Consider the following 24786-nt stretch of genomic DNA (forward strand, 5'->3'; position numbering starts at 1 on the left):
CGGACCGCGGCGCGATCCGGCCGGCCCCCGGACCCGGCCGACGCCGTCCGAGCGCCTGGTACGGGCCCGGATCGATCCGGAGCGCCTGGCCGGCCCAGCCCACCCAGGCGGCCCGGACGGACGCTCCACCCGCACCACGCCCGGCCCGGGACGCCCCGCCCCACAGCGCGACACGCCCCCCGAACGTGGCGGCCCGTTACCGCGCGTGCCGGAGCCGGGGCCGAACCGGTCGCCCGGCCCGCGGTCCCTCCGCGCCCGGCCCGCGGTCCCTCCGCGCCCGGCCCGCGCCCCGACGGACGGCGATCGGCCGCCCCGCCACGCAGACCGCCCGACCGCCCACACTCTGTATCAGCCATTGATACGGTCGTCCGGCGCCTCGTTGCCGTCTGCGAGAATTGGCTCTGTGATCTCCCGAATCGATCTGCGCGGCGACGCCCTCCCCGAGGGCCCGGCCCTGCGCGACCTGCTGCCCCGAGCCGACTTCGACGTTCAGGCCGCCCTGGAGAAGGTGCGCCCGATCTGCGAAGCCGTGCATCATCGGGGCGACGCGGCGCTGATCGACTTCGCCGAGAAGTTCGACGGCGTACGCCTGCAGTCGGTACGGGTCCCGGCCGAGGCGCTCGACGAGGCGCTCGACCGGCTCGATCCGGCCGTGCGCGCGGCCCTGGAGGAGTCCGTCCGCCGCGCCCGCCTCGTCCACCGCGCACAGCGCCGCACCACGCACACCACCCAGGTCGTGCCCGGCGGCTCGGTCACCGAGAAGTGGGTGCCGGTGGACCGCGTCGGGCTGTACGCGCCCGGCGGCCGGTCCGTCTATCCGTCGTCCGTGGTCATGAACGCCGTGCCCGCGCAGGAGGCCGGCGTCGAGTCGATCGCCCTCGCCTCCCCGGCCCAGGCCGAGTTCGGGGGCCTGCCGCACCCGACGATCCTCGCCGCGTGCGCCCTGCTGGGCGTCGACGAGGTCTACGCGGCGGGCGGCGCGACCGCGGTCGCGATGTTCGCGTACGGCACCGAGTCCTGCCCGCCCGCCACCATGGTCACCGGCCCCGGCAACATCTGGGTCGCCGCTGCCAAGCGCTACTTCACCGGCAGGATCGGCATCGACACGGAGGCCGGCCCCACCGAGATCGCGATCCTCGCGGACGGGACCGCCGACCCGGTGCACGTCGCCTCGGACCTGATCAGCCAGGCCGAGCACGACCCGCTGGCGGCCGCCGTCCTGGTCACCGACTCGGTCGAGCTGGCCGAGGCTGTGGAGAAGGAGCTCTTGCCGCAGGCCGAGGCCACCCGGCACGTCGAGGACCGGATCCGCCCGGCGCTCACGGGCAAGCAGTCCGCGATCGTCCTGGTCGACGGCATCGACGAGGGCCTCAGGGTGGTCGACGCGTACGCCGCCGAGCACCTGGAGATCCAGACCGCGGACGCCGCCGCCGTCGCGGACCGCGTGCGCAACGCGGGCGCGATCTTCGTCGGCCCCTGGGCGCCGGTCTCGCTCGGCGACTACGCGGCCGGTTCCAACCATGTGCTCCCGACCGGCGGCTGCGCCTGCCACTCCTCGGGCCTGTCCGTCCAGTCCTTCCTGCGCGGCATCCACGTCGTCGACTACACGAAGGACGCGCTGGCCGAGGTCGCGCAGCACGTGGTGACGCTGGCGGAGGCGGAGGACCTGCCGGCGCACGGCGCGGCGATCAAGGCCCGGTTCGGATGGAAGGTGCCCGAGAGCAAGTGACCTTCGGAATCAACGATCTTCCCGTACGGGACGAGCTGCGCGGCAAGTCCCCCTACGGCGCGCCCCAACTGGACGTCCCCGTACGGCTGAACACCAACGAGAACCCCTACCCGCTGCCCGAGCCGCTGGTCGAGCGGATCGCCGAGCGCGTGCGCGAGGCCGCCCGCGGCCTCAACCGCTACCCCGACCGTGACGCGGTCGAGCTGCGCACGAAGCTCGCCGAGTACCTGACGAAGACCGCCGGGTACCGGGTCGGCCTGGAGAACGTCTGGGCGGCCAACGGCTCCAACGAGGTCATCCAGCAGCTGCTGCAGACCTTCGGCGGACCGGGCCGCAGCGCGATCGGCTTCGAGCCGTCGTACTCGATGCACGCGCTCATCGCGCGCGGCACGGGCACCGGCTGGATCTCCGGCCCCCGCAACGACGACTTCACGATCGACCTCGCGGCCGCCGAGCGGGCGATCGCCGAGAGCCGGCCGGACGTCGTCTTCGTCACCTCCCCGAACAACCCCACCGGCAACGCGGTGCCGCCCGAGACGGTCCTCGCCCTGTACGACGCCGCACAGACGGTGAAGCCGTCTATGGTCGTCGTGGACGAGGCGTACATCGAGTTCAGCCACGGCCGCTCGCTGCTGCCGCTCATCGAAGGGCGGCCGAATCTCGTCGTCTCGCGGACGATGTCGAAGGCGTTCGGCGCGGCCGGACTGCGCCTCGGCTATCTCGCCGCGCACCCGGCGGTCGTGGACGCCGTCCAGCTCGTCCGGCTGCCCTACCACCTGTCGGCGGTCACCCAGGCGACCGCCCTGGCCGCCCTGGAGCACACCGGCACCCTGCTCAAGTACGTCGAGCAGCTGAAGTCCGAGCGGGACCGGCTGGTCACCGAGCTGCGCGCGCTCGGCTACGACGTCACCGAGTCCGACGCCAACTTCGTGCAGTTCGGGCGGTTCGCCGACGCCCACGAAGCCTGGCGGAAGATCCTCGACCGGGGCGTCCTGGTCCGGGACAACGGCGTGCCGGGGTGGCTGCGGGTCAGCGCCGGAACACCGCAGGAGAACGACGCGTTCCTGGACGCGGCACGTGAGCTGAAGAAGGAGCAGAGCACATGAGCCGGGTAGGCCGCGTGGAGCGGACCACCAAGGAGACCTCCGTGGTCGTCGAGATCGACCTCGACGGCACCGGCAGGACCGACATCGCGACCGGCGTCGGCTTCTACGACCACATGCTGGACCAGCTGGGCCGGCACGGTCTGTTCGACCTGACCGTGAAGACCGAGGGCGACCTGCACATCGACTCGCACCACACCATCGAGGACACCGCGCTCGCCCTCGGCGCCGCCTTCCGGCAGGCCCTCGGTGACAAGGTCGGGATCTACCGCTTCGGGAACTGCACGGTCCCGCTGGACGAGTCGCTCGCCCAGGTGACCGTCGACCTGTCCGGCCGCCCCTACCTCGTGCACACCGAGCCCGAGAACATGGCGCCGGTGATCGGCGCGTACGACACCACGATGACCCGGCACATCCTGGAGTCGTTCGTCGCCCAGGCCCAGATCGCACTGCACGTCCACGTGCCGTACGGGCGCAACGCGCACCACATCGTGGAGTGCCAGTTCAAGGCGCTGGCGCGGGCGCTGCGGTACGCCAGCGAGCGCGATCCGCGGGCGGCCGGCATTCTCCCGTCCACGAAGGGTGCGCTGTAGAGCCATGAACGGTACCTCGACCGTCCTGATCGTCGTCGGCCTCTTCCTCGTCGGCGGGATCATCTCCTTCGTCCGGCAGAAGATGCCGAAGAGCCTCATCGTGCTGCTCTCGGTCGGCGCGGCGATGTGTCTCGTCGCCGGCGTCATGCGCCTGGAGGTGTGGAATTGAGCACGGCCAGGAGCGTCGTCGTCTTCGACTACGGCTTCGGGAACGTCCGCTCCGCCGAGCGCGCCCTCGCCCGCGCCGGGGCCGACGTCGAGATCACCCGTGACTTCGACAGGGCCATGAACGCCGACGGACTGCTGGTGCCGGGCGTCGGCGCCTTCGCCGCGTGCATGCACGGCCTGCGCGAGGCGCGCGGCGACTGGATCATCGGCAGGCGGCTGGCCGGCGGGCGACCGGTGATGGGTATCTGCGTCGGCATGCAGATCCTGTTCGCGCGCGGCATCGAACACGGGGTGGAGACCGAGGGCCTGGACGAGTGGCCCGGCACGGTCGAGCCGCTGCAGGCCGACATCGTGCCCCACATGGGCTGGAACACCGTCGAGGCGCCGGCCGACTCGGAGCTGTTCGCCGGCCTGGACGCGGACGCGCGCTACTACTTCGTGCACTCCTACGCCGTCCACGACTGGCAGCTCGAAACGCACAGTCCGGCGCTGCGGGCCCCCAAGGTCACCTGGTCGACGCACGGCAAGCGCTTTGTGGCGGCCGTGGAAAACGGCGCCTTGTGGGCCACGCAGTTCCACCCCGAGAAGTCCGGCGACGCCGGTGCACAGCTGCTCACCAACTGGATCGGAACCCTGTAGACCATGGCCAAGCTCGAACTGCTTCCCGCCGTCGACGTCCGCGACGGCCAGGCCGTCCGCCTCGTGCACGGCGAGTCCGGCACGGAGACCTCGTACGGCTCCCCCCTGGAGGCCGCCCTCGCCTGGCAGCGGGCGGGCGCCGAGTGGCTGCACCTGGTCGACCTGGACGCCGCGTTCGGCACCGGCGACAACCGCGCGCTGATCGCCGAGGTCACGAAGGCGATGGACATCAAGGTGGAGCTGTCCGGCGGCATCCGGGACGACGACACCCTGGCCGCCGCCCTGGCCACCGGCTGCACGCGCGTGAACCTCGGCACGGCCGCCCTGGAGACTCCCCGGTGGGTCGCCGAGGTCATCGCCGAGCACGGCGACAGGATCGCGGTCGGCCTCGACGTGCGCGGCACCACCCTGCGCGGACGCGGCTGGACCCGCGACGGCGGCGACCTCTACGAGACGCTGGAGCGCCTCGACAAGGAGGGCTGCGCGCGGTACGTCGTCACCGACATCGCCAAGGACGGCACGCTGCAGGGTCCGAACCTGGAGCTGCTGAAGAACGTCTGCGCCGCCACCGACCGCCCGGTCGTGGCCTCCGGCGGCGTGTCGTCCCTGGACGACCTGCGGGCGATCGCCGGCCTCGTGTCCCTCGGTGTCGAAGGCGCGATCGTCGGGAAGGCCCTGTACGCGAAGGCGTTCACCCTGGAAGAGGCACTGGAGGCTGTGTCGTCATGACGTCCGAAACCGTGAGGCGTGTGCAGAGCGGAAGTCCTTGGGAAGAGACCTTCGGTTTCGCACGCGCCGTCGCGGCGGGCGACCGTGTGCTGGTGGGGGGCACGACGGCCTTCCGGGGCCGGGTGCTGTACGGCGAGGGCGACCCGTACGAGCAGGCCAAGGTGGCCTTCGCCGGCGCGGTCGAGGCGATCGGCGAGTTCGGGCTCGGCATCGAGTCCGTGGTACGGACCCGGATGTACCTGGCGCATCTGAGGGACGTCGACGAGGTGGGCCGCGCCCACAAGGAGCTGTTCGACGCGGTGCGCCCGGTCGCGACCCTGCTGGTCGTGGAGGGCTTCGTCGACCCGCGCATCCTGGTCGAAGTGGAACTGGAAGCCTTCAGAGGCTAGAAGGAGCCTTCAGAGGCGGGAAGCAGCCTTCTGAGGCCGGAGCAGCAAGAGGAGCCGTGGATTCATGACCCTGGCGGTCCGAGTCATCCCCTGCCTGGACGTGGACAACGGCCGGGTCGTCAAGGGTGTCAACTTCCAGAACCTGCGCGACGCGGGCGACCCCGTCGAAATGGCCAAGATCTACGACGCCGAGGGCGCCGACGAGTTGACGTTCCTGGACATCACCGCGTCCTCGGGCAACCGCGAGACGACGTACGACGTGGTGCGCCGCACCGCCGAGCAGGTGTTCATCCCGCTCACCGTCGGCGGGGGCGTGCGCTCCGCCGAGGACGTGGACAGGTTGCTGCGGGCGGGCGCCGACAAGGTGGGCGTCAACACGGCCGCGATCGCCCGCCCGGATCTGATCCGCGAGATCGCCGAGCGGTTCGGCCGGCAGGTGCTGGTGCTGTCCGTGGACGCGCGGCGCACCCCGTCGGGGAGCTTCGAGGTGACCACCCACGGCGGCCGCCGCGGCACCGGCATCGACGCGGTGGAGTGGGCGCACCGCGCCGCCGAGCTGGGCGCGGGGGAGATCCTGCTCAACTCGATGGACGCGGACGGCACCAAGGACGGCTACGACCTGGAGATGATCGCGGCCGTGCGCAAGCACGTGACCGTGCCCCTCATCGCGTCCGGCGGCGCGGGCAGGCCGGCCGACTTCCCGCCGGCGATCGCGGCGGGTGCGGACGCGGTGCTCGCGGCCTCAGTCTTCCACTTCGGGGACCTGCGGATCGCAGAGGTGAAGCAGACGCTGCGGGAGGCGGGGCATCCCGTACGGTAGTTCGACCGGAATTGTGATCGAGTTCACCGAGGAGGAGCTGGCCGAGCTGCGTGCGGAGGCCAAGGAGCAGGGCGTCTCGATCAAGCGACTGGCGCATGACATCCTGACTGAGGACGTGGTGCGGCGGCGGCAGAAGCAGCGGTTCGTCGAGGGAGCCGCGAAGTACGCCCGGGAGACCATCGCGGACTTCGAGGAGCGCTTTCCGGCGGGCCTCCGGTGATGCTGTACGTCGACGCGGGCTGGATCCGCAACGTGCAGATCGAGGTTTCGCCCCGAACACCCCGATTCGCGGCTGGGGCGCTGCACTGCATGGCCGAGCGGCACAGATACGAGCGCATCGCCGGTGAGCCCTACTGCGAGGAGGCGCCGGCGCGTGCGGCCACGTTCCCGCACACGGCCTTGCGGCTTCGGCCGTTCACGGACTGCAACGCATCGACCGGTGTCGCCTGCGTTCGCGCGTACATGGACGGGTCCGGCACGCCGGTCGATCCCCAGCCCGGCGACTGGGCGAGACTTGCCGCCGACATCCGCAGTGACGAGGTCGACCTGACCGAAGCCGCCCGGTTGCTGCGTGACTGGGCCGCCTGACCAGGTGGCGCGTCGAAGCTGTTGAGCCCCGGCTGCCCGGGTGGGTGGCCGGGGTTTCGCTTCCGCAGATACGAAAGGAAAGTTGCGCAAAACTATTGTGCAGTTTTTCTTTTGCATCTAGCGTGGGGGTATGGCACGCAAGGAGAACCGCCGGATCAGCGATCTCGGCACGCTGAAGGCGCTGGCCCACCCGCTCCGCCTCAAGCTCTACCGACTGCTGTTCGTGGCCGAGGCGGCGACCGCCTCGCAGTTGGCCGAGCAGGTGGACGAGGCCGTCTCCCTGGTCAGCTACCACCTGCGCAAACTCGCCGAGCACGGGCTGATCGAGGAGGCGGGGCCGCGGAGCGGGGACGCGCGCGAGCGCTGGTGGCAGCCGGCCTCGGACGGCGTCTTCGTGCGCGACGAGGACTTCCGGGATGCGCCCGAGAAGGTGGCGGCGCATCTGGCGGCATCGCGGCTCTTCCTGGAACAGCGCGCCGAGATGTACCGCACCTACCTCGACGAGCGCGCTCACTGGGGGCCGGAGTGGAATGAGGCGGCCTACGACGGCGAGTCGCTGCTGCGCCTGACGGCCCCGGAACTGGCCGCGCTGAAGCAGGAGTTGAACGACCTGCTCAAGAGGTACGACGAGCAGGGGCGCGCCCGTGAGGCGGCCGGCGACGCCGAAGGGCGCGAGAACGTCGCACTGCATGTGTACGGATTCCCGTTCCGCGTCTGAGAGGACCCCTCCCGTGCCCACGACCGTCACACCCGAAGCCGCCGTCTCGGACAGAGCCGCCCACCGCGACGGCAACGTCCTGCGCTGGCTCGCCGCATACACCTCGTCGATGGTCGGCGACAGTGTCCACTACATCGCCCTGTCCTGGGCCGCGGTACGGGCCGGATCACCCTCGCAGGCGGGAATGGTCATGGCGGTGAGCGCCGTGCCCCGCACCCTGCTGATGCTGGGCGGGGGAGTGGTCGCCGACCGGCTGGGACCGCGCAGGGTCGTCATCGGCAGCGACGTGGTGCGCTGCGCGGCCGCGCTGTCGTTGGCGGCGCTGGTGTTCGCCACCGGCCCCGGTCTGTGGCCGCTGGCCGTGCTCGCCGTGGTCTTCGGCACCGTCGACGCCGTGTTCCTGCCCGCCGTGGGCGCCTTACCGGCGCGTGTGACCGGCCGGGACCAGCTGGCGCGCGTCCAGGGCATGCGAGGTCTGGCGATCCGCTTCAGCTACGTCGTCGGCGCGCCGCTCGGGGGTCTCGCCGTGGCGATCGGGGGTGCGGCAGCCGCGTTCGCGCTGGCCGGGCTGCTGATCGCGGTCTCGGTGCCGCTGCTGGTGTCCGTGCGGATGCGGGAGCCGCCCCAGGACGACGCGGCCGCTGCACGCGGCACCGCATGGCGGGACCTGCGTGACGGGCTCGACCACATCCGCCGCCACCGCGTCCTCACCCCGCTGATGGTGGCCATCGCCCTCGGTGACCTCGGCTTCGTCGGCCCCCTCAACGTCGGCGTGACCCTGCTGGCCGACGAGCGCGGCTGGGGCGCCTCCGGCATGGGCTGGGTCGTCGCCGGGTTCGGCACCGGTGCGGGAGCCGCCTCACTGGTGCTGACCGTGCGGGGGCGGCTGCCGCGCGCAGGGCACGTCGTCGCGTACACGTGCCTCGCGGGCTGCGTCGCCATCGGGGCCCTGGCCTATGTCCCCGGCGTCGTCGCGGCCGTGGGGGTGGCCCTGCTCGTCGGACTGCTCGCCGGGCTCAGCGGGGCCCTGTGCGGTGCCCTGGTACAGACCCAGGCCGACCCGGCCTTCCTCGGCCGGGTCACCTCGGTCTCGAGCATCGTCAGCCTCGGCCTCGCCCCGCTGAGCATGCCGCTGTTCGCCGCGGCCGTCGGACTGTGGGGCACCGGTCCCGTGTTCGCCGTGAGCGCCGCGGTCTGCGGCCTCGGCGGGGTGATCGCCCTGGGGGTGCGCGACCTGCGCCGCGCCGAACTTCCCCGTTGAGGGGCCCGGCCGTCCTCGGCCGTCCTCGGCCACCCTCGGCCGCCCCGGAGCCCCGGGCGCCCCTAGGGGGTGTTTCGAAAGTCCCGCACAGCACCCACAGCGCCCGGCACGCTCCCCCGAGCTCTTCGAGCAGGGGGCACCCCCACTCGCCGCACCGGCCGAAACCCCGAGTACGTCCAGTACGAGGGCTTTCGTCCGGCACGCCGAGAGCACGCACCGGACACCGCGGGCACCGCACAGGACTTTCGAAACACCCCCTAGATCCCCAGCTCCTTCGCGTCCTGCATCTTCGCGACGGCGTCCTTGTCGCCCTCCAGCTGCACGTCCGCCACCCGCTGCCGCCCCATCGTGAACATCAGCAGCTCGGAGGGCTCGCCCGTGACCGTCACGACCGGTGTGCCCCGGTGCGCGATGGCCGTCTGCCCGTCGGGGCGGCGAAGCACCAGACCCGTGGGCGCGCCGCGGCTGACCAGGCGGGCGGTGCGTTCCAGCCGTGACCACAGGGCGTCCTGGAAGACCGGGTCGAGCTCGCGCGGCGTCCAGTCGGGCTGCGCACGGCGCACGTCCTCCGTGTGGACGTAGAACTCCACGATGTTCGCCATCTCGTCGATCTGCTTCAGTGAGAAGGGCGAGAACCGCGGCGGACCCGTACGGATGAGCTGGATCAGCTCCTCGTACGGCTTGTCGGTGTATTCGGCCATGACCCGGTTCAGCCGGGGTTCGAGCTGCTTGAGGAGGGCGCCCCCGGCCGCGTCGGGGCGGCGCTCGCGCACCACGACATGTGCGGCCAGGTCACGGGTGGTCCAGCCCTCGCACAGGGTGTGCGCGTCCGGGCCCGTGGCCTCCAACAGGTCGGCGAGGAGAAGTCGTTCACGCTTGGCATGGGTCGACATGCAGTCAGCGTACGACCAGGGGCACGGTCCGCCCACCGGACGCCGGCCGGGCACGGCGGCGCGGCGCGGCACAATGGGCGGCATGACCAGCACGCCTCCGCCCAGCAGGCCCAGCGGCCTGGACCCCGAGATCGCGGCGCGTCTCAAGCGCAGCGCAGACGGGCTGCTCCCCGCCATCGCCCAGCAGTACGACACCGGGGAGGTGCTGATGCTCGGCTGGATGGACGACGAGGCGCTGCACCGCACGCTGACGACCGGGCGGTGCACGTACTGGTCGCGCAGCCGCCGGGAGTACTGGGTCAAGGGCGACACGTCCGGCCACCTCCAGCACGTGAAGTCGGTCGCCCTCGACTGCGATGCCGACGCCGTGCTGGTCAAGGTCGACCAGGTAGGCGGCGCCTGCCACACCGGCGACCGCACATGCTTCGACGCCGACGTGCTGCTCAAGGACGCCGGTTCCGGCGCGCCGTCCGCGGATCAGTAAGGTCGGCCGCCATGGACCTCGAGACGTTCCGCAAGCAGGCCACCGACCGCCGCGTCATCCCGGTCACGCGCAAGCTCCTGGCCGACGGCGACACGCCGGTCGCGCTCTACCGCAAGCTCGCCGCCGAGCGCCCCGGCACCTTCCTGCTGGAGTCCGCTGAGAACGGCCGTTCCTGGTCCCGCTACTCCTTCGTGGGCGTCCGCAGCGCGGCGACCCTCACCGCGAAGGACGGCCAGGCCCACTGGCTCGGCGCTCCGCCCGTCGGCGTCCCCGTCGACGGCGACCCGCTGGCCGCCCTCCGGGCCACCATCGAGACCCTGCACACGCCCCACCAGGAGGGTCTGCCGCCCTTCACCGGCGGCATGGTCGGCTATCTGGGCTACGACATCGTGCGCCGCCTGGAGAAGATCGGACCCGGCGAGCGCGACGACCTCGGGCTCCCCGAGCTGACCATGCTGCTCACCAGCGACCTCGCCGTCATGGACCACTGGGAGGGCTCGGTCCTGCTGATCGCCAACGCGATCAACCACAACGACCTCGACACCGGCGTCGACGAGGCCTACACGGACGCCGTGGCCCGCCTCGACGCGATGGAGGCCGACCTGTCCCGCCCGGTCGCCCAGCCGCCCGCCGTGCTCCCGCCCTCCGAGCTGCCCGAGTACACGGCGCGCTGGGGTGGTACGGACTTCCAGGACGCCGTCGAGGACATCAAGGAGCGCATCCGCGCGGGCGAGGCCTTCCAGGTGGTCCCCTCGCAGCGCTTCGAGACACCGTGCACGGCCGGCGCGTTGGACGTGTACCGGGTGCTGCGCGCCACCAACCCGTCGCCGTACATGTACCTGTTCCGCTTCGACGGTTTCGACGTCGTCGGGTCCAGCCCGGAAGCCCTGGTGAAGGTCGAGGACGGCCGGGCGATGGTTCACCCGATCGCGGGAACCCGGCACCGCGGCGCCACCCCGCAGGAGGACCAGGCCCTCGCCGAGGAGCTGCTGGCCGACCCGAAGGAGCGCGCCGAGCATCTGATGCTCGTCGACCTGGGGCGCAACGATCTGGGCCGGGTCTGTGAGCCAGGCTCGGTGGAGGTCGTCGACTTCATGTCCGTCGAGCGGTACTCGCACGTGATGCACATCGTCTCCACCGTGACGGGCCGGGTCGCCCGCGGCCGCACGGCGTTCGACGTCCTGACGGCCTGCTTTCCGGCCGGCACGCTCTCCGGCGCGCCCAAACCACGTGCGATGCAGATCATCGACGAACTCGAACCGTCCAGGCGGGGCCTGTACGGCGGCTGCGTCGGCTATCTCGACTTCGCCGGCGACTCCGACACCGCCATCGCCATCCGGACGGCCCTGCTGCGCGACGGCACCGCGTACGTCCAGGCGGGCGCGGGCATCGTCGCCGACTCCGACCCGGTCGCCGAGGACACCGAGTGCCGCAACAAGGCGGCGGCGGTGCTGCGCGCAGTCCACACGGCGAACCGGCTCGGCCGGTGAACCGACGGGCCGATGGGCCGGCAAGGGGTCCCGGGTGATGGCTCGCCCGGGGCTCAGGCGATAGTGGACTACGTGACTGCCGTACCTCACCCCCGATCCGAGGCCGCCGCGCCCACGCGCTCCGGCCGCCGCAGCCTCGCCCTCGCCCTGCTGAGCGGGGCGGCAGGCGCGGCCGTGGTGCTGCTCTCCTCCCGGCAGAGCTGGTCCTCGGGGACCGTGGCGGTGGCCGGCGGGGACTTCCCGCTGACCGCCAAGGGAAGCGACGTCACGGGCGTGCCCGCGGCCCTCGCCGTCGTGGGCCTCGCCGCGCTCGTCGCCGTCTTCGCCGTCCGCAGCACCGGCCGTCTGCTCGTCTCCGGGCTGCTCGCGCTCTCCGGCGCGGGCACCGTCGCCGCGGCGCTCCTCGGCGCCGGCGACAACTCGGCGCTGGACGAGAAGGCGGCCCAGGCGGCCGGCGACACCGCCGCGACCGCCGCCGCGCTCACCCACACCGTCTGGCCGTACATCACGGCGGCCGGCGGGGCGCTCGTCCTTCTCGCCGGGCTGCTCGCCCTGCGCCACGGCCGGCTGTGGCCGGCGATGTCCGGCCGCTACGAGCGCGGCGGCACGCCCGGTCCGCGCAGGACCGGGCCGGTCGACCCGGACCGCCCCGAGGACCTGTGGAAGGCACTCGACCGGGGCGAGGACCCGACCGGTGCCTGAACGGCCCACCGTCATGCGAGGGCGACCCCGAGTCACCTCATACGCGCGGGTACGGGACAATGGTCGCCGAGCGTCCGACTCACACGTGCACATTCAGCTAACGAGGAGCAAGTCATGGCGGGCAGCAGCCACGGTCACACCCCGGCCGCCTGGACCGGCGTCATCATCGCCTTCATCGGTTTCTGCGTCGCGAGCGCTTTCACCGTTATGGACCAGCCCATCGGCTTCTGGGCGGGCATGGCGCTGATCGGCGCCGGCGCCGTCGTCGGCGGCATCATGCGGCAGATGGGCCTCGGCCAGCCGAAGCCGACGCACCAGCCGACGAGCGCGACGGAGCGCTGAGCCCTCCCCGGACTGTGCACGAGAGGCGGCCCCTGCCCTGAGCGCGGGGGCCGCCTCCCGCGTGTCCGCGGCGCGGTGGGCGAACCGGGCGCGGGACGGGCAGAATGCGAGGTGTGAACGCCGAATCCGCTCCTGTGACCGCGTCCCGTACGGACCCCGGGGCAGCCGCCGCGCTCCGGCGTGCCGCTGTCCCCGCCGGGGTGCTCGCGAGTGTCGTCGCGGCCTTCGCGTACGTCGGGGCCGTGGACCCCAACGAGCCCGGGCACTACCCGGCCTGCCCGCTGCTGCGCATCACGGGCGTGTACTGCCCCGGCTGCGGCGGGCTGCGCGGTGCGCACGCCTTAGTGCACGGGGACGTCCTGACGGCGCTCCAGGACAACGCCCTGGCCGCCGTCGGCTATCCGGTCTTCGCCGTGCTGTGGGCCGTGTGGGTGGTCCGCGCGGTGCGGGGACGGCCGCTGTGGATCGACCTCCGGCCGGTGCACCTGTGGAGCCTGGGCGCGTTGCTGCTGGTCTTCACGGTTGTCCGGAACCTGCCGTCCGGTGGCTGGCTACATCCTTGATCAACTGACGAATGTCCAGGTAGTGGGACCGGTGTCAACCGGATGCGAGGCCTACGCCCTCCTCCGGATACCATCACAGTGACCATCGGTTTCGTCCGACAAGCGGTCCCCGTGGGCCGAGGCTCAATCCGGTTGAGCCGCTTGAATCGTCAACCGCCAGGAAGGGGGCCGCTCGCGTGAGTGTGCTCGACGAGATCATCGACGGAGTCCGTGCCGACCTCGCGGAGCGGCAGGCGCGCGTCAGCCTCGACGAGCTCAAGGAGCGCGCGGCGAAGGCGCCCGCGGCCAGGGACGGCCTCGCCGCCCTGCGCGGTGACGGGGTCAAGGTGATCTGCGAGGTCAAGCGGTCCAGCCCGTCCAAGGGGGCGCTCGCGGCGATCGCCGACCCGGCGGGTCTCGCGGCGGACTACGAGGCGGGCGGCGCCGCCGTCATCTCCGTGCTCACCGAGCAGCGCCGCTTCGGCGGCTCGCTGGCCGATCTGGAGGCCGTGCGGGCCCGGGTCGACATCCCGGTGCTGCGCAAGGACTTCATCGTCACCTCCTACCAGCTGTGGGAGGCGCGGGCGTACGGCGCGGACCTCGCGCTGCTGATCGTCGCCGCCCTCGACCAGCCCGCCCTCGAGTCCCTCATCGAGCGCGCCGAGTCCATCGGGCTCACGGCGCTCGTCGAGGTGCACGACGAGGAGGAGGTCGACCGGGCGGCGGACGCCGGCGCGAAGGTGATCGGCGTCAACGCCCGCAACCTCAAGACCCTGGAGGTCGACCGCTCCACGTTCGAGCGGGTCGCCCCCGAGGTCCCCGCGGGGATCGTGAAGGTCGCCGAGTCCGGCGTCCGCGGGCCGCACGACCTGATCGCGTACGCCAACGCGGGTGCCGACGCGGTGCTCGTGGGCGAGTCGCTGGTGACCGGCCGCGATCCGAAGACGGCGGTCGCCGACCTGGTGGCGGCGGGCGCGCACCCGGCGCTGCGGCACGGGCGGGGCTGACACCCCGGTAGGGTTGGCGCTGATGATGCTCACGATCACCATGGCGACCAGGGATCCGTACGCCCGCCTCGCCCGCGGATGCCGGCCGCGCGGCTGCCGGGCGCCCGCGCGGCGCGTGCACGGGCGACGGGTGCGGTACGTCATCGGTGACGAGCCGGGCCAGGTGAACGGCAGGCGATGGCGCTTCCGCGTGCGCGCCGCTCGCCGGCGGCCGGCCTGAGCCGGACGCCGTCCGCCACACGGGCCGGACCGCTCCGCCCGCCGCTCCCCGCCTCCCGCGATGACGGGCGGCGGCCGGCGGCAGACGCGGGGGACGACGCGCGCACGTCACCGACGTGACTCCCGTCCGACCAACCCGGGGCAGCACGCCCCTGCGAGGTAACCGCATGCCCAGCGAGTTCTTCATTCCCGACCCCGAAGGCCGGGTTCCCAGCGCCGAGGGCTACTTCGGCGCGTACGGCGGCAAGTTCATCCCGGAGGCCCTCGTCGCCGCCGTGGACGAGGTCGCCGTCGAATACGACAAGGCGAAGACCGACCCCGAGTTCGCCCGCGAGCTCGACGACCTGCTCGTCAACTACACCGGCCGGCCCAGTGCCCTGACCGAGGTGCCGCGGTTCGCCGAGCACGCCGGCGGCGCCCGGGTGTTCCTCAAGCGCGAGGACCTCAACCACACCGGATCCCACAAGATCAACAATGTGCTCGGGCAGGCCCTGCTCACCCGGCGCATGGGCAAGACCCGGGTGATCGCGGAGACCGGCGCCGGCCAGCACGGCGTCGCGACCGCGACCGCCTGCGCACTGTTCGGGCTCCAGTGCACGATCTACATGGGCGAGATCGACACCAGGCGCCAGGCCCTCAACGTGGCCCGCATGCGGATGCTCGGCGCCGAGGTCGTCGCCGTGAAGTCCGGCTCGCGCACCCTGAAGGACGCCATCAACGAGGCGTTCCGCGACTGGGTCGCCAACGTCGACCACACCCACTACCTCTTCGGCACCGTGGCCGGTCCCCACCCCTTCCCCGCCATGGTCCGCGACTTCCACCGGGTCATCGGGGTCGAGGCCCGGCGGCAGCTCGTGGAGCGCGCCGGGCGCCTGCCCGACGCCGCCGTCGCCTGTGTGGGCGGCGGCTCCAACGCCATCGGGCTCTTCCACGCCTTCATCCCCGACCCGTCCGTGCGCCTCATCGGCTGCGAGCCCGCCGGCCACGGCATCGGGACCGGCGAGCACGCCGCCACCCTCAGCGCCGGCGAGCCCGGCATCCTGCACGGCTCCCGGTCGTACGTGCTGCAGGACGAGGAGGGCCAGATCACCGAGCCGTACTCGATCTCGGCGGGTCTCGACTACCCGGGCATCGGCCCCGAGCACGCCTACCTCAAGGACAGCGGCCGCGGCGAGTACCGCGCCGTCACCGACGACGCGGCGATGCAGGCCCTGCGCCTGCTGTCCCGCACCGAGGGCATCATCCCGGCCATCGAGAGCGCCCACGCGCTCGCCGGCGCCCTGGAGGTCGGCAGGGAGCTGGGCAGGGACGGGCTGATCGTGGTCAACCTGTCCGGCCGCGGCGACAAGGACATGGACACGGCCGCCCGCTACTTCGGCCTGTACGACACCGACGCGTCCGTCGCCGCGGACGCCGACAGCCGCACCGCCGAGATCGAGGGGGACGCCAAGTGAGCGGCAACATCCGGCTGCTGTCCGACACCCTGGCCGCCGCGAAGGCGGAGAGGCGGTCCGCGCTCATTGCCTACCTGCCGGCCGGCTTCCCGACCGTCGACGGCGGCATCGCGGCGATCAGGGCGGTCCTCGACGGCGGCGCCGACATCGTCGAGGTGGGCCTGCCGCACAGCGACCCCGTCCTCGACGGTCCCGTCATCCAGACCGCCGACGACATCGCCCTGCGCGGCGGCGTCAAGATCGCCGACGTCATGCGCACGGTCCGCGAGGCGTACGCGGCGACCGGCAAGCCGGTGCTCGTGATGACGTACTGGAACCCGATCGACCGCTACGGCGTCGAGCGCTTCACCGCCGAGCTGGCCGAGGCGGGCGGCGCAGGCTGCATCCTGCCGGACCTGCCCGTGCAGGAGTCGGCCCTGTGGCGGGAGCACGCCGAGAAGCACGGGCTCGCCACGGTCTTCGTGGTCGCGCCCAGCAGCAGGGACGAGCGGCTCGCCGCGATCACCGCGGCGGGCTCCGGCTTCGTCTACGCGGCCTCGCTCATGGGCGTCACCGGCACCCGCGAGTCCGTCGGCGCGCAGGCCCAGGACCTGGTCCGCCGCACCCGGGCGACCACCGGGCTGCCGGTCTGCGTCGGCCTCGGCGTCTCCAATGCCGCGCAGGCGGCCGAGGTGGCCGGGTTCGCCGACGGTGTCATCGTGGGCTCGGCGTTCGTGAAGCGGATCCTGGACGCGGAGGACGAGGCGGCGGCCTTGGCGGCCGTGCGCGCCCTGGCGGGCGAGCTGGCCGAAGGCGTCCGCGGCGCCGCCTGACGCGGCGGGGGTGGCCGGGAGGCCATTCCCCTCACCCGAAGGGGTGGACCTGGGGCCGGGGAGGCGCGCTGCGCCTCCCCGGTTCGTTCTGCCCCATGTGAGCGAGAAGAACCGTGACGGAAAGCGCACCGCCCGTGAGCGGATGGCGATCGAGCGAGAGAAGCAGCGGGCCGCGGACAAGCGCCGCCGGGCGCTGATCGTGGGCGCCTCGGTCGTCTGCGTCCTGGCCCTGGCGGCGGTGGTGGGCGTCCTTGCGGCGAACGCCGGCAAGGGCGGCAAGCAGAGCGACTCCGCGGGGCCCGCCGTGGCTCCCTCGGGGGCGGTGGGCAAGGACGGTCTCGCGATCCCGGTCGGCCGGGACTCCGCCAAGTCGACCCTCACGGTGTGGGAGGACTTCCGCTGCCCGGCCTGCGCGGCGTTCGAGACGGCCTACCGCCCGACGATCCACCAACTGGTCGACGCCGGAAAGCTCAAGGTCGAGTACCACCTCGTCACGCTCATCGACGGAAACCTGGGCGGCAGCGGATCCCGTCGCGCGGCCAACGCGGCGGCGTGCGCCCAGGACGCCGGCAAGTTCCTGAGCTACCACGACACGCTGTACCGGAACCAGCCCCAGGAGACCCAGGACTCGTTCGGCGACGACGACAAGCTCATCGGGCTGGCGGGCAAGGTGCCCGGTCTGGACACACCGGCGTTCCGGAAATGCGTCGAGGACGGCAAGCACAACGGCTGGGTGGCGAAATCGAACGCCGCCTTCCGGAAGGGCGGCTTCCCGGGCACGCCGACCGTGCTGTTCGGCGGGAAGAACATCTACGCCGACCGGACGATGACACCGGCGAAACTGAAGCTGATGGTGGAGGCGGCCACCAAACGCTGAGGCGGGCCGGGCGGTATCCCGGCCCGCCGGCGCGGGTACCGTACGTTATGGACCCGTAGCCGGTGCGGGTTGCCACCCCGCGCTTCCGGCACGGTAGCGTCGGTCCTGCCATGGAACTTGCCTACATTCCCAGCCCGTCGCGCGGGGTGCTGCATCTCGGCCCCATCCCGCTGCGCGGCTACGCGTTCTGCATCATCATCGGTGTCTTCGTAGCCGTGTGGCTCGCCAACAAGCGCTGGATCGCCCGGGGCGGCCGAGCCGGCACGGTGGCCGACATCGCGGTCTGGGCGGTGCCGTTCGGCCTCGTCGGCGGGCGCCTCTACCACGTGATCACGGATTACGAGCTGTACTTCAGCGAGGGCCGTGACTGGGTGGGCGCCTTCAAGATCTGGCAGGGCGGGCTCGGAATCTGGGGCGCGGTGGCGCTCGGGGCGGTCGGCGCGTGGATCGGCTGCCGGCGCCGGGGCATCCCGCTGCCCGCGTACGCGGACGCCGTCGCGCCCGGCATCGCCTTCGCCCAGGCGATCGGACGCTGGGGCAACTGGTTCAACCAGGAGTTGTACGGACGGCCGACGGATGTCCCCTGGGCACTGCACATCACCTCGTCGACCGACGGACGGGTCCCGGGCTACTACCACCCGACCTTCCTGTACGAGTCGCTGTGGTGCATCGGCGTCGCGCTGCTGGTGATCTGGGCGGACCGCCGCTTCACGCTGGGGCACGGGCGGGCGTTCGCGCTGTATGTGGCGGCGTACTGCGTGGGTCGTGGCTGGATCGAGTACATGCGGGTCGACGACGCGCACCACATCCTCGGTCTGCGGCTGAACGACTGGACCGCGCTCGGGGTGTTCCTGCTCGCCGTGATCTACCTCGTGGTGTCGGCCCGGCTGCGGCCCGGCCGGGAGGAAGTGGTCGAGCCGGGCGCCTTTGAGGCCACGGGCGAGGATGCCTCCGGTGGTGGGGTGCCGGACGGGGATGCTGCGGAGCAGCAGAAGAAGCCGCAGGCCACGGACGAGAAGACGACGTCCGCGGAGGCTTCGGACGCTCCGGGGGCCGCGGACGCCCCGAAGACCGGACAGACCACGGAGGCGGCGGAAGCCGCCGAGGGCGCTGATGCTGGCAAGACCGCTGCCGCCGCCGAGAGCGCCGGCACCGTCAAGACCGTCAAGACGGATGACGCGGCCGGGACGGATGACGCGGCCGGAGCGATTGGGGCCGCCGGGACCGCTGGGGCCGCCGAGGCAACGGACGCGGAGAAGGCCGGGGCCGGGCAGGACGAGGCCGAGTCGGCCAAGAGGGTCTGAGGACCGTACGCACCCGGCCGGGTGCGCCGTATCGCCCGGTACGGCGCCCTGGTCCGTTCCCGGAGGGGAAACCCCGGCCGCGGCGGTCCGGCTTCTCACCGCCGCCGCCGGGCCAGGGACAGTGTCAGATGAGCCTCCCGCACCACCGCCGTGTCGATGAACCGCCCGTCGGGGAGGGCCTGGGCGCCCTGGTCCCTGGCCGCGGCCTTCAGGACCTCCTCCGCGCGGGAGATCTCCTTTGCGGTGGGCGCGTAGGCCCGCTCGATGACGGGCAGCTGCCGGGGGTGGATCGCGGCGCGGCCCAGGAAGCCCAGGGTGCGGCCATGGGCGCAGGAGGCCGCCAGGCCCTCCAGGTCCCGGATGTCCGGGTGGATCGACTGCGCCGGCGGAGGCAGCGCCGCCGCCCGCGCGGCCACCACCACACGCGAGCGTGACCAGTCCAGACCCGCGTCCTCGCGCACCCCCAGGTCCGCCCGCAGATCCGCCTCGCCCAGCGCGATGCCCCGTACGGCCGGGTGCGCCGAGGCGATCGCGAACGCCCGCTCCACACCCAGGGCTGTCTCCAGGAGGGCATGGAGGGGGATCGCGCCGCCCCCCGCGGAGACCGCCCGCTCCGCGACGCGGACCACGTCCGACGCAGACGTCACCTTCGGCAGGCGCAGCCCCGACAGTCCGGGCAGGGCGGTCAGCGCCGCCAGGTCCGCCTCCGCCCAGGGGCTGTCCAGTGCGTTCACCCGGACGTGCACCGGCACCGGGGGGCGCTGCGACAGCCGTTCCGCCGTCGCCGTCCGCGCGTACTCCTTGTGGTCGGGGGCGACCGCGTCCTCCAGGTCGATCAGCACCACGTCCGCCCCGGACACCAGGGCCTTGCCGACCGTCTCCGGGCGGTCCCCGGGCGCGTACAGCAAGGTCAGCGGGGGGAAGGCTCCTCCCACGGTCACAGGGCGCCCTCCGCCCGGAGCGCGGTGATCTCCGGGCCGGTGAGCCCGAGCTCGGTCAGGACCGCGTCCGTGTCGGCGCTGTGCGGGCGGCCCGCCCAGCGGATCGTGCCGGGCGTCGCGGAGAGGCGGAACAGGACGTTCTGCATGCGCAGCCGGCCCAGCTCGGGATCGTCGGGGATCGTGGTGATCGTCTCCAGGGCCGTGTACTGCGGGTCGGTCATCACATCCCGTACGTCCTGGACCGGCGCCACCGCGGCCTCCGCCTTATCGAACACCTCCAGGACCTCGGCGCGCGTGCGGCGGGCGATCCATCCGCCGACCGCCGCGTCGAGCACGTCCGCATGGCGGGCCCGCCCGGTACCCGTCGCGAACCACGGCTCGTCGGCCAGGTCCGGGCGACCGACCAGGCGCATCACCCGCTCGGCGACGGACTGCGCGGAGGTGGAGACGGCGACCCAGTGGCCGTCCGCGGTGCGGTAGGTGTTGCGCGGGGCGTTGTTCTGGGAGCGGTTGCCGGTGCGTGGCTGCACATGGCCCAGCTGGTCGTACCAGGTCGCCTGCGGGCCGAGGACCATGAGGATCGGTTCGATGATCGCCATGTCCACCACCTGGCCGGCGCCGGTGCGGTCCCGGGCCGCGAGGGCCGTCATCACCGCGTACGCCGTCGCCAGGCCGGCGATCGAGTCGGCCAGCCCGAACGGCGGGAGCGTCGGGGGCGCGTCCGGCTCCCCGGTGATCGCCGCGAACCCGCTCATCGCCTCGGCCAGCGTGCCGAAGCCGGGGCGGTGCGCGTACGGGCCGAACTGGCCGAAGGCGGTCACCCGGGCCAGCACCAGACGGGGGTTGGCGGCGGACAGCTCCTCCCAGCCCAGGCCCCACTTCTCCAGGGTGCCCGGGCGGAAGTTCTCGATGACCGCGTCGGCGCCGGCGGCGAGACGCAGCAGCGTCGTCCGGCCGCCGGGCTTCGACAGGTCCAGTGTCATCGCCCGCTTGTTGCGGCCGAGCAGCTTCCACCACAGGCCCACCCCGTTCTTCGCCGGGCCGTGCCCGCGTGAGGGGTCGGGCCGGGACGGATGCTCGATCTTGATGACCTCGGCACCGAAGTCACCGAGCAGCGTGGCGGCGAGGGGGCCGGCGAAGAGGGTCGCGAGATCGAGGACGCGCAGGCCGGTGAGGGGAGGGGTCATGAGCGAAGGGATTCCCGGTGGGTGAGGTGGGCCAGGGTGTCGAAACCGATGCCGTTGAAGTCGCCGACGGACGTGGCCAGCCGGTTCTTGAGCGGGGTCGTCCAGCGGTCGGGCAGCGCCCGGGGGCCTCCGGCCAGCAGCCCCGCGATGCTGCCGGCCGTCGCGCCGGTCGAGTCGGTGTCCCAGCCCCCGGCCACCGCCCGGCAGATGGAGCCCGTGAAGTCGCCGTCGGCGTGGGTGAGGGCCGCGGCGATCAGCGCGGTGTTGGGGACGGCGTGGACCCAGTGGTACGCGCGGTGCCTGGCGTGGAGTTCGTCGACGACCGAGTCGAAGTCCTCCGTGCCGCGGGCGAGCCGGACCGCGTGGCGTACGGCGCGTGCGAGCCGGGAGCCGGGCGGGACGACACAGAGGCCGGTGCGCAGGCAGTGGTGGACGTCGTGGGCGCCGGTGGCCGCCTCGGCGACGGCGGCGGCCGTGAACATCGCCGCGTGGACGCCGTTCGCGGTGTGGGTGAGGGTGGCGTCGCGGTGGGCCTGTTCGGCGGCGGCGGCCGGGTCGCCGGGGTTCGTCCAGCCGTGCACGTCGGCGCGGATCAGGGCGCCGATCCACTCGCGGAACGGGTTGCGGTGGCGGGCGGTGCGCGGGGGCTCGACGCCGGAGAGGAGATTGCGGTAGGCGACGCGTTCGGCGGTGAAGGTGCGGCCGGCGGGGAGTTCGTCGAGCCAGAGCCGTGCCACGTCGGCGGTGGTGAAGCCCCTGCCGTATCGCTGGAGCAACAGCAGGTTCAGCAGCGCGTAGTTGAGGTCGTCGTCCTCGGGCATGCCGTCGATGTTCTCGGCGAGGGAGGTCGCCGCGGAGCGGCGGTTCCAGGGGTGGGCCGCCACCAGTTCCGGGGGCACTCCCCGCGCTGTGAACCAGGTCCTCAGCGGCCAGTTGCCGGTGGCCCGGGCGAGTCGGCGGATTCCGTCGAGGGGGAGCTTCTCGACGGGTTTGCCGAGGAGGCAGCCGGCGGCCCGGCCGAGCCATGCGGCCTCCAGGCGTGTCTCGGCAGGGGCCGCGGACGAACGAGTGGGGCCCGTCGCCCTCGGGCCGGGTCCGCGGACCGGCCAGTCGGGGCACAGCGCCTTGATGCGCTCCAGGTCCGTCGGCTCCCGCTCCGTCAAACTGCTGGGCAGGTCGGCGAGTTCGTCCAGCAGGTCCTGCGCGAGGAGCCGCAGGTACGGGGACACCGGCACCGGTGACGCCCCGGCGCGGTCCGGCGCCGGCGGACCGCCCGCCGCCGTCCACCGCGCCGCGATCACGGACGGCTCCCGGCCGTCCTGTTCCGCCTGGCGGAGCTCGTGGCCGAGCAGGTCCTCCGGCTGCGCCCAGGTCAGTCGGAGCACCTCAGCCCCCGATCCCGGCGAACGCCGCCTCGTGGGCCCGGCGACGGTGCACGTCCCGGGCGAAGATCTCCCGTGCGACCTCCGTGAGCGTGCCTGCCGGCGCGTGCAGATCGAGGCGGCTCGCCTCGGCGACCGTCTTCGCCCAGTACGACGGGACCCCCGAGCCCAGCGCCCCCGTGATCGCGCCCGCCATCGTCGCGATGGAGTCGCAGTCCCGGCCGTAGTTCACCGAACCGAGCACCGCATGGCGGTAGTCGCCGCGGGCCACCACCACCATGCCCAGTGCCACCGGGAGTTCCTCGATGGTGTGCAGCCGGGACGGGCGCCGGGCCCCCAGGGACGGCGTCCGGTAGTCGGGGCCCACCGTGTCGTAGGGCGCCACCGCCTCCCGCAGCGGGAGCAGCGCCGACTCGAAGTCCGAGTGGCGGGAGGCCGTCTCACAGACCGTCTCGATGGCGGCGCGCGTCCCGTCCTTCGCCAGCGACAGGCACGCCGCCACGACCGAGTCGGGGCTCGCACCGGGCGCGCAGGCCGCGGCGACCGCCGCCGCGAAGACGCCCGCGGCCTCCCTGCCGTACGACGACTGGTGCGCGCCCGCGATGTCCAGCGCCTCGGCGTACGCACCCGCCGGATGGGCCGCGTTGACCAGGCCGACCGGCGCCATGTACATCGTGGCACCGCAGTTGACGATGTTGCCGACGCCGGCTTCGCGGGGGTCGGCATGGCCGTAGTGCAGCCGGGCCACCAGCCACTTCTCCGCGAGGAAGACCCGCTGGAGCGGGATCGCCTCCGCCTCGAGTTCCGGAATCCAGCGGGGGTTGGCCATCAGGTCGGGGACCAGGTGGTCGGCGATCGCGTAGGCGTCGAGGTGGTCGCGGACGGCCGCGTACACGCGGACCAGCGCATGGGTCATCAAGGTGTCGTCGGTGACATGGCCGTCGCCCTTGTGGTACGGGGCGATGGGGCGGGCCGTGCGCCAGGCGTCACCGTGCCAGGGCCCGACGATCCCGTGCACGCGGCCGCCGTGCCGCTCGACGATCTCCTCTGGGGAGCGGCCCTCGACGGGCCCGCCGAGGGCGTCGCCGACGGCAGCGCCGACCAGGGCGCCGGTGATGCGTTCACCGAGAGTGGGCGTCGCGCCGGGCGCGGGCTGTCCGACGGAGGTGGGCCTCTCGTCGGAAACGTGCGTCTCGTCGGGAGTGAGTGTCTCGTCAGGAGTGGGCGTCATGCCCGAATCATCCACCTGGAGTGACCAGTTCCGTTGCCTCCAGGAGTTCGGCGAGGTGTACGAGGTCGGTGCCGGTCAGGCGGGGGAGGGCACAGCCCGAGAGGGTGCGGCAGGCGTCGCGCCAGGCGGGCGGGATCGCATCGCCGCCGCCCAGGGCACCCGTGAGGGCGCCCGTCAGCGCCGGGGCGGAGTCGGCGACCCGTGACAGGCAGGCCGCGGCGGGCACCGCCTCCGCGATCCGGCCGTGCGCCGCCGTCGCCAGCGCGAGTGCGACCGGGACGGTCTCCGCGGCCGCGATGCCGTAGCTGTAGACGTGGTCGACGATCTGGTGTTCCAGCAACGGCACGACGGAGAAGGTTCCGTCGCTGTCGCGGGCCAGCAGCAGCGCGTGCCGGGCGTTGCGGCCGATCTCGGTCGACTCGGGGAGTTCCGCCAGGGCGGCCGCCACGCAGGTGTCCACGGCCTCCCCGGTCAGAGCGAGTGAGAGGGCCGCGGCCATGGCGCGCGCGCCGTGCACACCGTCGCCGTCCTGCGTGTAGCGGGCGTCGAACTCGGCGAGTTCCGCGGCGAGTCGGGGATCGCCCGGATGTGCCACCGCGAGGACGCAGGCCCGCACGCAGGCCGCGTCGTCGAAGTAGTGCGGGTTGTCGTGACCGGTGGCGGGCGGCCGCAGACCGGCGGCGAGGTTGCCGAGCCCCGCGCGTACGGAGATACGGGCGCGCAGCGGCAGGAGCGCCGACTCGACCTCGGGCGCGCGCTCGGCCGCGGCGGCGACCTCGCTGGCGACGGCGTTCCAGGACAGGTCGATGGCCGCGCGCATCCGCCGCTGCCGTCCGAGGTCGCCGAGTGCGCCGTCGTCCCCGGCCCGCAGCACGGCCTCCGCGGCGAACGCCGCCCACTCGGCGTCGTCCGACGGCCCGAGCCTGAGCGGTTCCGGCGGTTGGTTGAGGGCGATGGGGACGGGCAGGGTGGTGGTCGCGTTCTGCTCGGCGAAGGTGTCCAGCTCCCGGGTCAGCCGCCGGGTCCACTCGGGCATCCGGGCGGCCCGGTGCCGGGCGGCGGGCCACCCGGCGGCGTCGCCCGCGGCGAGCCCGAGCAGGAGCCCTTCGGTACGGCGGGGGCCGGCGGCCGCGTTCACGGCCCCGCCTTCCCCCCGTCGCCCGCCGGAGCGCACCCCGCGGG

General features: G+C 72.9%; 29 protein-coding genes. 23 read left to right on the top strand and 6 right to left on the bottom strand.

Translation table 11 applies throughout. The annotated features are described in order from the left end of the window. Positions 1-403 precede the first annotated feature (403 nt). The 12 genes from hisD to ACFSL4_RS03670 all read left to right on the top strand — a co-directional run bounded on the left by hisD (position 404) and on the right by ACFSL4_RS03670 (position 8737). A complete protein-coding gene (gene hisD, locus ACFSL4_RS03615) occupies positions 404-1729 on the top strand; it encodes a histidinol dehydrogenase (RefSeq protein ID WP_381078326.1) in 1326 nt (441 codons plus the stop codon). Beyond that, positions 1726-2835, top strand: coding sequence for a histidinol-phosphate transaminase (locus ACFSL4_RS03620; protein WP_381078329.1), 1110 nt, complete (start codon positions 1726-1728; stop codon positions 2833-2835). Before hisD ends, ACFSL4_RS03620 begins: the two co-directional genes overlap by 4 nt. Beyond that, positions 2832-3425 carry an imidazoleglycerol-phosphate dehydratase HisB gene (hisB, locus tag ACFSL4_RS03625; protein WP_381078332.1) on the top strand — a complete coding sequence of 198 codons (594 nt, stop codon included), beginning with the start codon at positions 2832-2834 and terminating at the stop codon, positions 3423-3425. The genes ACFSL4_RS03620 and hisB overlap by 4 nt, the downstream gene beginning before the upstream one ends. Positions 3426-3429: 4 nt before the next feature. Further along, positions 3430-3594 (top strand): hypothetical protein, encoded by a 165-nt coding sequence (locus ACFSL4_RS03630; RefSeq protein WP_381078334.1) that lies wholly within the window; start codon positions 3430-3432, stop codon positions 3592-3594. Continuing rightward, positions 3585-4232, top strand: coding sequence for an imidazole glycerol phosphate synthase subunit HisH (hisH, locus tag ACFSL4_RS03635; RefSeq protein ID WP_381078337.1), 648 nt, complete (start codon positions 3585-3587; stop codon positions 4230-4232). The genes ACFSL4_RS03630 and hisH overlap by 10 nt, the downstream gene beginning before the upstream one ends. Before the next feature lie 3 nt (positions 4233-4235). Continuing rightward, positions 4236-4961 carry a bifunctional 1-(5-phosphoribosyl)-5-((5-phosphoribosylamino)methylideneamino)imidazole-4-carboxamide isomerase/phosphoribosylanthranilate isomerase PriA gene (gene priA / locus ACFSL4_RS03640; RefSeq protein ID WP_381078340.1) on the top strand — a complete coding sequence of 242 codons (726 nt, stop codon included), beginning with the start codon at positions 4236-4238 and terminating at the stop codon, positions 4959-4961. Further along, positions 4958-5350 (top strand): RidA family protein, encoded by a 393-nt coding sequence (locus tag ACFSL4_RS03645; protein ID WP_381078342.1) that lies wholly within the window; start codon positions 4958-4960, stop codon positions 5348-5350. Before priA ends, ACFSL4_RS03645 begins: the two co-directional genes overlap by 4 nt. 64 nt (positions 5351-5414) lie before the next feature. Next, positions 5415-6170: an imidazole glycerol phosphate synthase subunit HisF gene (gene hisF, locus ACFSL4_RS03650; protein ID WP_381078345.1), complete on the top strand. Its 756-nt coding sequence runs from the start codon at positions 5415-5417 to the stop codon at positions 6168-6170. 13 nt (positions 6171-6183) lie between these two features. Further along, entirely contained in the window at positions 6184-6390 is a 207-nt protein-coding gene (locus ACFSL4_RS03655; RefSeq protein ID WP_381078348.1) for a hypothetical protein, read from the top strand. After that, positions 6390-6758 carry a hypothetical protein gene (locus ACFSL4_RS03660; RefSeq protein ID WP_381078351.1) on the top strand — a complete coding sequence of 123 codons (369 nt, stop codon included), beginning with the start codon at positions 6390-6392 and terminating at the stop codon, positions 6756-6758. Before ACFSL4_RS03655 ends, ACFSL4_RS03660 begins: the two co-directional genes overlap by 1 nt. 130 nt (positions 6759-6888) lie before the next feature. Beyond that, positions 6889-7476 carry an ArsR/SmtB family transcription factor gene (locus ACFSL4_RS03665; RefSeq protein ID WP_381078354.1) on the top strand — a complete coding sequence of 196 codons (588 nt, stop codon included), beginning with the start codon at positions 6889-6891 and terminating at the stop codon, positions 7474-7476. 13 nt (positions 7477-7489) lie between these two features. Next, positions 7490-8737: an MFS transporter gene (locus ACFSL4_RS03670; protein WP_381078357.1), complete on the top strand. Its 1248-nt coding sequence runs from the start codon at positions 7490-7492 to the stop codon at positions 8735-8737. Between the two features lie 257 nt (positions 8738-8994). On the opposite strand, the gene ACFSL4_RS03675 is transcribed toward ACFSL4_RS03670, so the two are convergent. After that, complete coding sequence (locus ACFSL4_RS03675; RefSeq protein ID WP_381078360.1) at positions 8995-9630, bottom strand: TIGR03085 family metal-binding protein; 636 nt, start codon at positions 9628-9630, stop codon at positions 8995-8997. A gap of 82 nt (positions 9631-9712) precedes the next feature. On the opposite strand from ACFSL4_RS03675, the gene hisI reads away from it, so the two are divergent. The 11 genes from hisI to lgt all read left to right on the top strand — a co-directional run bounded on the left by hisI (position 9713) and on the right by lgt (position 18863). Beyond that, positions 9713-10114 carry a phosphoribosyl-AMP cyclohydrolase gene (hisI, locus tag ACFSL4_RS03680; RefSeq protein WP_381078363.1) on the top strand — a complete coding sequence of 134 codons (402 nt, stop codon included), beginning with the start codon at positions 9713-9715 and terminating at the stop codon, positions 10112-10114. Positions 10115-10125: 11 nt separating this feature from the next. Then, a complete protein-coding gene (locus ACFSL4_RS03685; RefSeq protein ID WP_381078365.1) occupies positions 10126-11604 on the top strand; it encodes an anthranilate synthase component I in 1479 nt (492 codons plus the stop codon). 63 nt (positions 11605-11667) lie between these two features. Continuing rightward, complete coding sequence (locus ACFSL4_RS03690; RefSeq protein ID WP_381078367.1) at positions 11668-12306, top strand: TIGR02234 family membrane protein; 639 nt, start codon at positions 11668-11670, stop codon at positions 12304-12306. A gap of 114 nt (positions 12307-12420) precedes the next feature. After that, on the top strand, positions 12421-12648 hold the full coding sequence (locus tag ACFSL4_RS03695) for an HGxxPAAW family protein (RefSeq protein WP_381078370.1): 228 nt from the start codon (positions 12421-12423) through the stop codon (positions 12646-12648). 104 nt (positions 12649-12752) lie between these two features. Continuing rightward, a complete protein-coding gene (locus ACFSL4_RS03700) occupies positions 12753-13211 on the top strand; it encodes a DUF2752 domain-containing protein (protein WP_381078372.1) in 459 nt (152 codons plus the stop codon). Positions 13212-13387: 176 nt separating this feature from the next. Further along, entirely contained in the window at positions 13388-14197 is an 810-nt protein-coding gene (trpC, locus tag ACFSL4_RS03705) for an indole-3-glycerol phosphate synthase TrpC (protein WP_381078374.1), read from the top strand. Between the two features lie 25 nt (positions 14198-14222). Then, complete coding sequence (gene trpM, locus ACFSL4_RS03710) at positions 14223-14417, top strand: tryptophan biosynthesis modulator TrpM (protein WP_381078609.1); 195 nt, start codon at positions 14223-14225, stop codon at positions 14415-14417. Between the two features lie 166 nt (positions 14418-14583). Beyond that, positions 14584-15870, top strand: coding sequence for a tryptophan synthase subunit beta (trpB, locus tag ACFSL4_RS03715; RefSeq protein ID WP_381078377.1), 1287 nt, complete (start codon positions 14584-14586; stop codon positions 15868-15870). After that, positions 15867-16682 carry a tryptophan synthase subunit alpha gene (trpA, locus tag ACFSL4_RS03720; protein ID WP_381078380.1) on the top strand — a complete coding sequence of 272 codons (816 nt, stop codon included), beginning with the start codon at positions 15867-15869 and terminating at the stop codon, positions 16680-16682. Before trpB ends, trpA begins: the two co-directional genes overlap by 4 nt. 97 nt (positions 16683-16779) lie before the next feature. Further along, positions 16780-17559 (top strand): DsbA family protein, encoded by a 780-nt coding sequence (locus ACFSL4_RS03725; protein ID WP_381078383.1) that lies wholly within the window; start codon positions 16780-16782, stop codon positions 17557-17559. Between the two features lie 110 nt (positions 17560-17669). Next, positions 17670-18863: a prolipoprotein diacylglyceryl transferase gene (gene lgt, locus ACFSL4_RS03730; protein WP_381078386.1), complete on the top strand. Its 1194-nt coding sequence runs from the start codon at positions 17670-17672 to the stop codon at positions 18861-18863. Positions 18864-18958: 95 nt separating this feature from the next. On the opposite strand, the gene ACFSL4_RS03735 is transcribed toward lgt, so the two are convergent. From ACFSL4_RS03735 to ACFSL4_RS03755, 5 genes are all read right to left on the bottom strand, one after another. Continuing rightward, positions 18959-19804, bottom strand: a complete 846-nt coding sequence (locus ACFSL4_RS03735; protein ID WP_381078389.1) for an HpcH/HpaI aldolase/citrate lyase family protein — start codon at positions 19802-19804, stop codon at positions 18959-18961. Beyond that, positions 19801-20991: a CaiB/BaiF CoA transferase family protein gene (locus ACFSL4_RS03740; RefSeq protein ID WP_381078391.1), complete on the bottom strand. Its 1191-nt coding sequence runs from the start codon at positions 20989-20991 to the stop codon at positions 19801-19803. The genes ACFSL4_RS03735 and ACFSL4_RS03740 overlap by 4 nt, the downstream gene beginning before the upstream one ends. After that, positions 20988-22376 carry an ADP-ribosylglycohydrolase family protein gene (locus tag ACFSL4_RS03745; protein ID WP_381078394.1) on the bottom strand — a complete coding sequence of 463 codons (1389 nt, stop codon included), beginning with the start codon at positions 22374-22376 and terminating at the stop codon, positions 20988-20990. Before ACFSL4_RS03745 ends, ACFSL4_RS03740 begins: the two co-directional genes overlap by 4 nt. Before the next feature lies 1 nt (position 22377). Further along, complete coding sequence (locus ACFSL4_RS03750; protein WP_381078396.1) at positions 22378-23604, bottom strand: ADP-ribosylglycohydrolase family protein; 1227 nt, start codon at positions 23602-23604, stop codon at positions 22378-22380. A 7-nt stretch (positions 23605-23611) separates the two neighbouring features. Continuing rightward, positions 23612-24786 (bottom strand): ADP-ribosylglycohydrolase family protein (locus ACFSL4_RS03755; RefSeq protein WP_381078399.1); only part of this gene is annotated, 1175 nt, incomplete at its 5' end.

Source organism: Streptomyces caeni (assembly GCF_042678285.1).
Taxonomy (GTDB): domain Bacteria; phylum Actinomycetota; class Actinomycetes; order Streptomycetales; family Streptomycetaceae; genus Streptomyces; species Streptomyces caeni.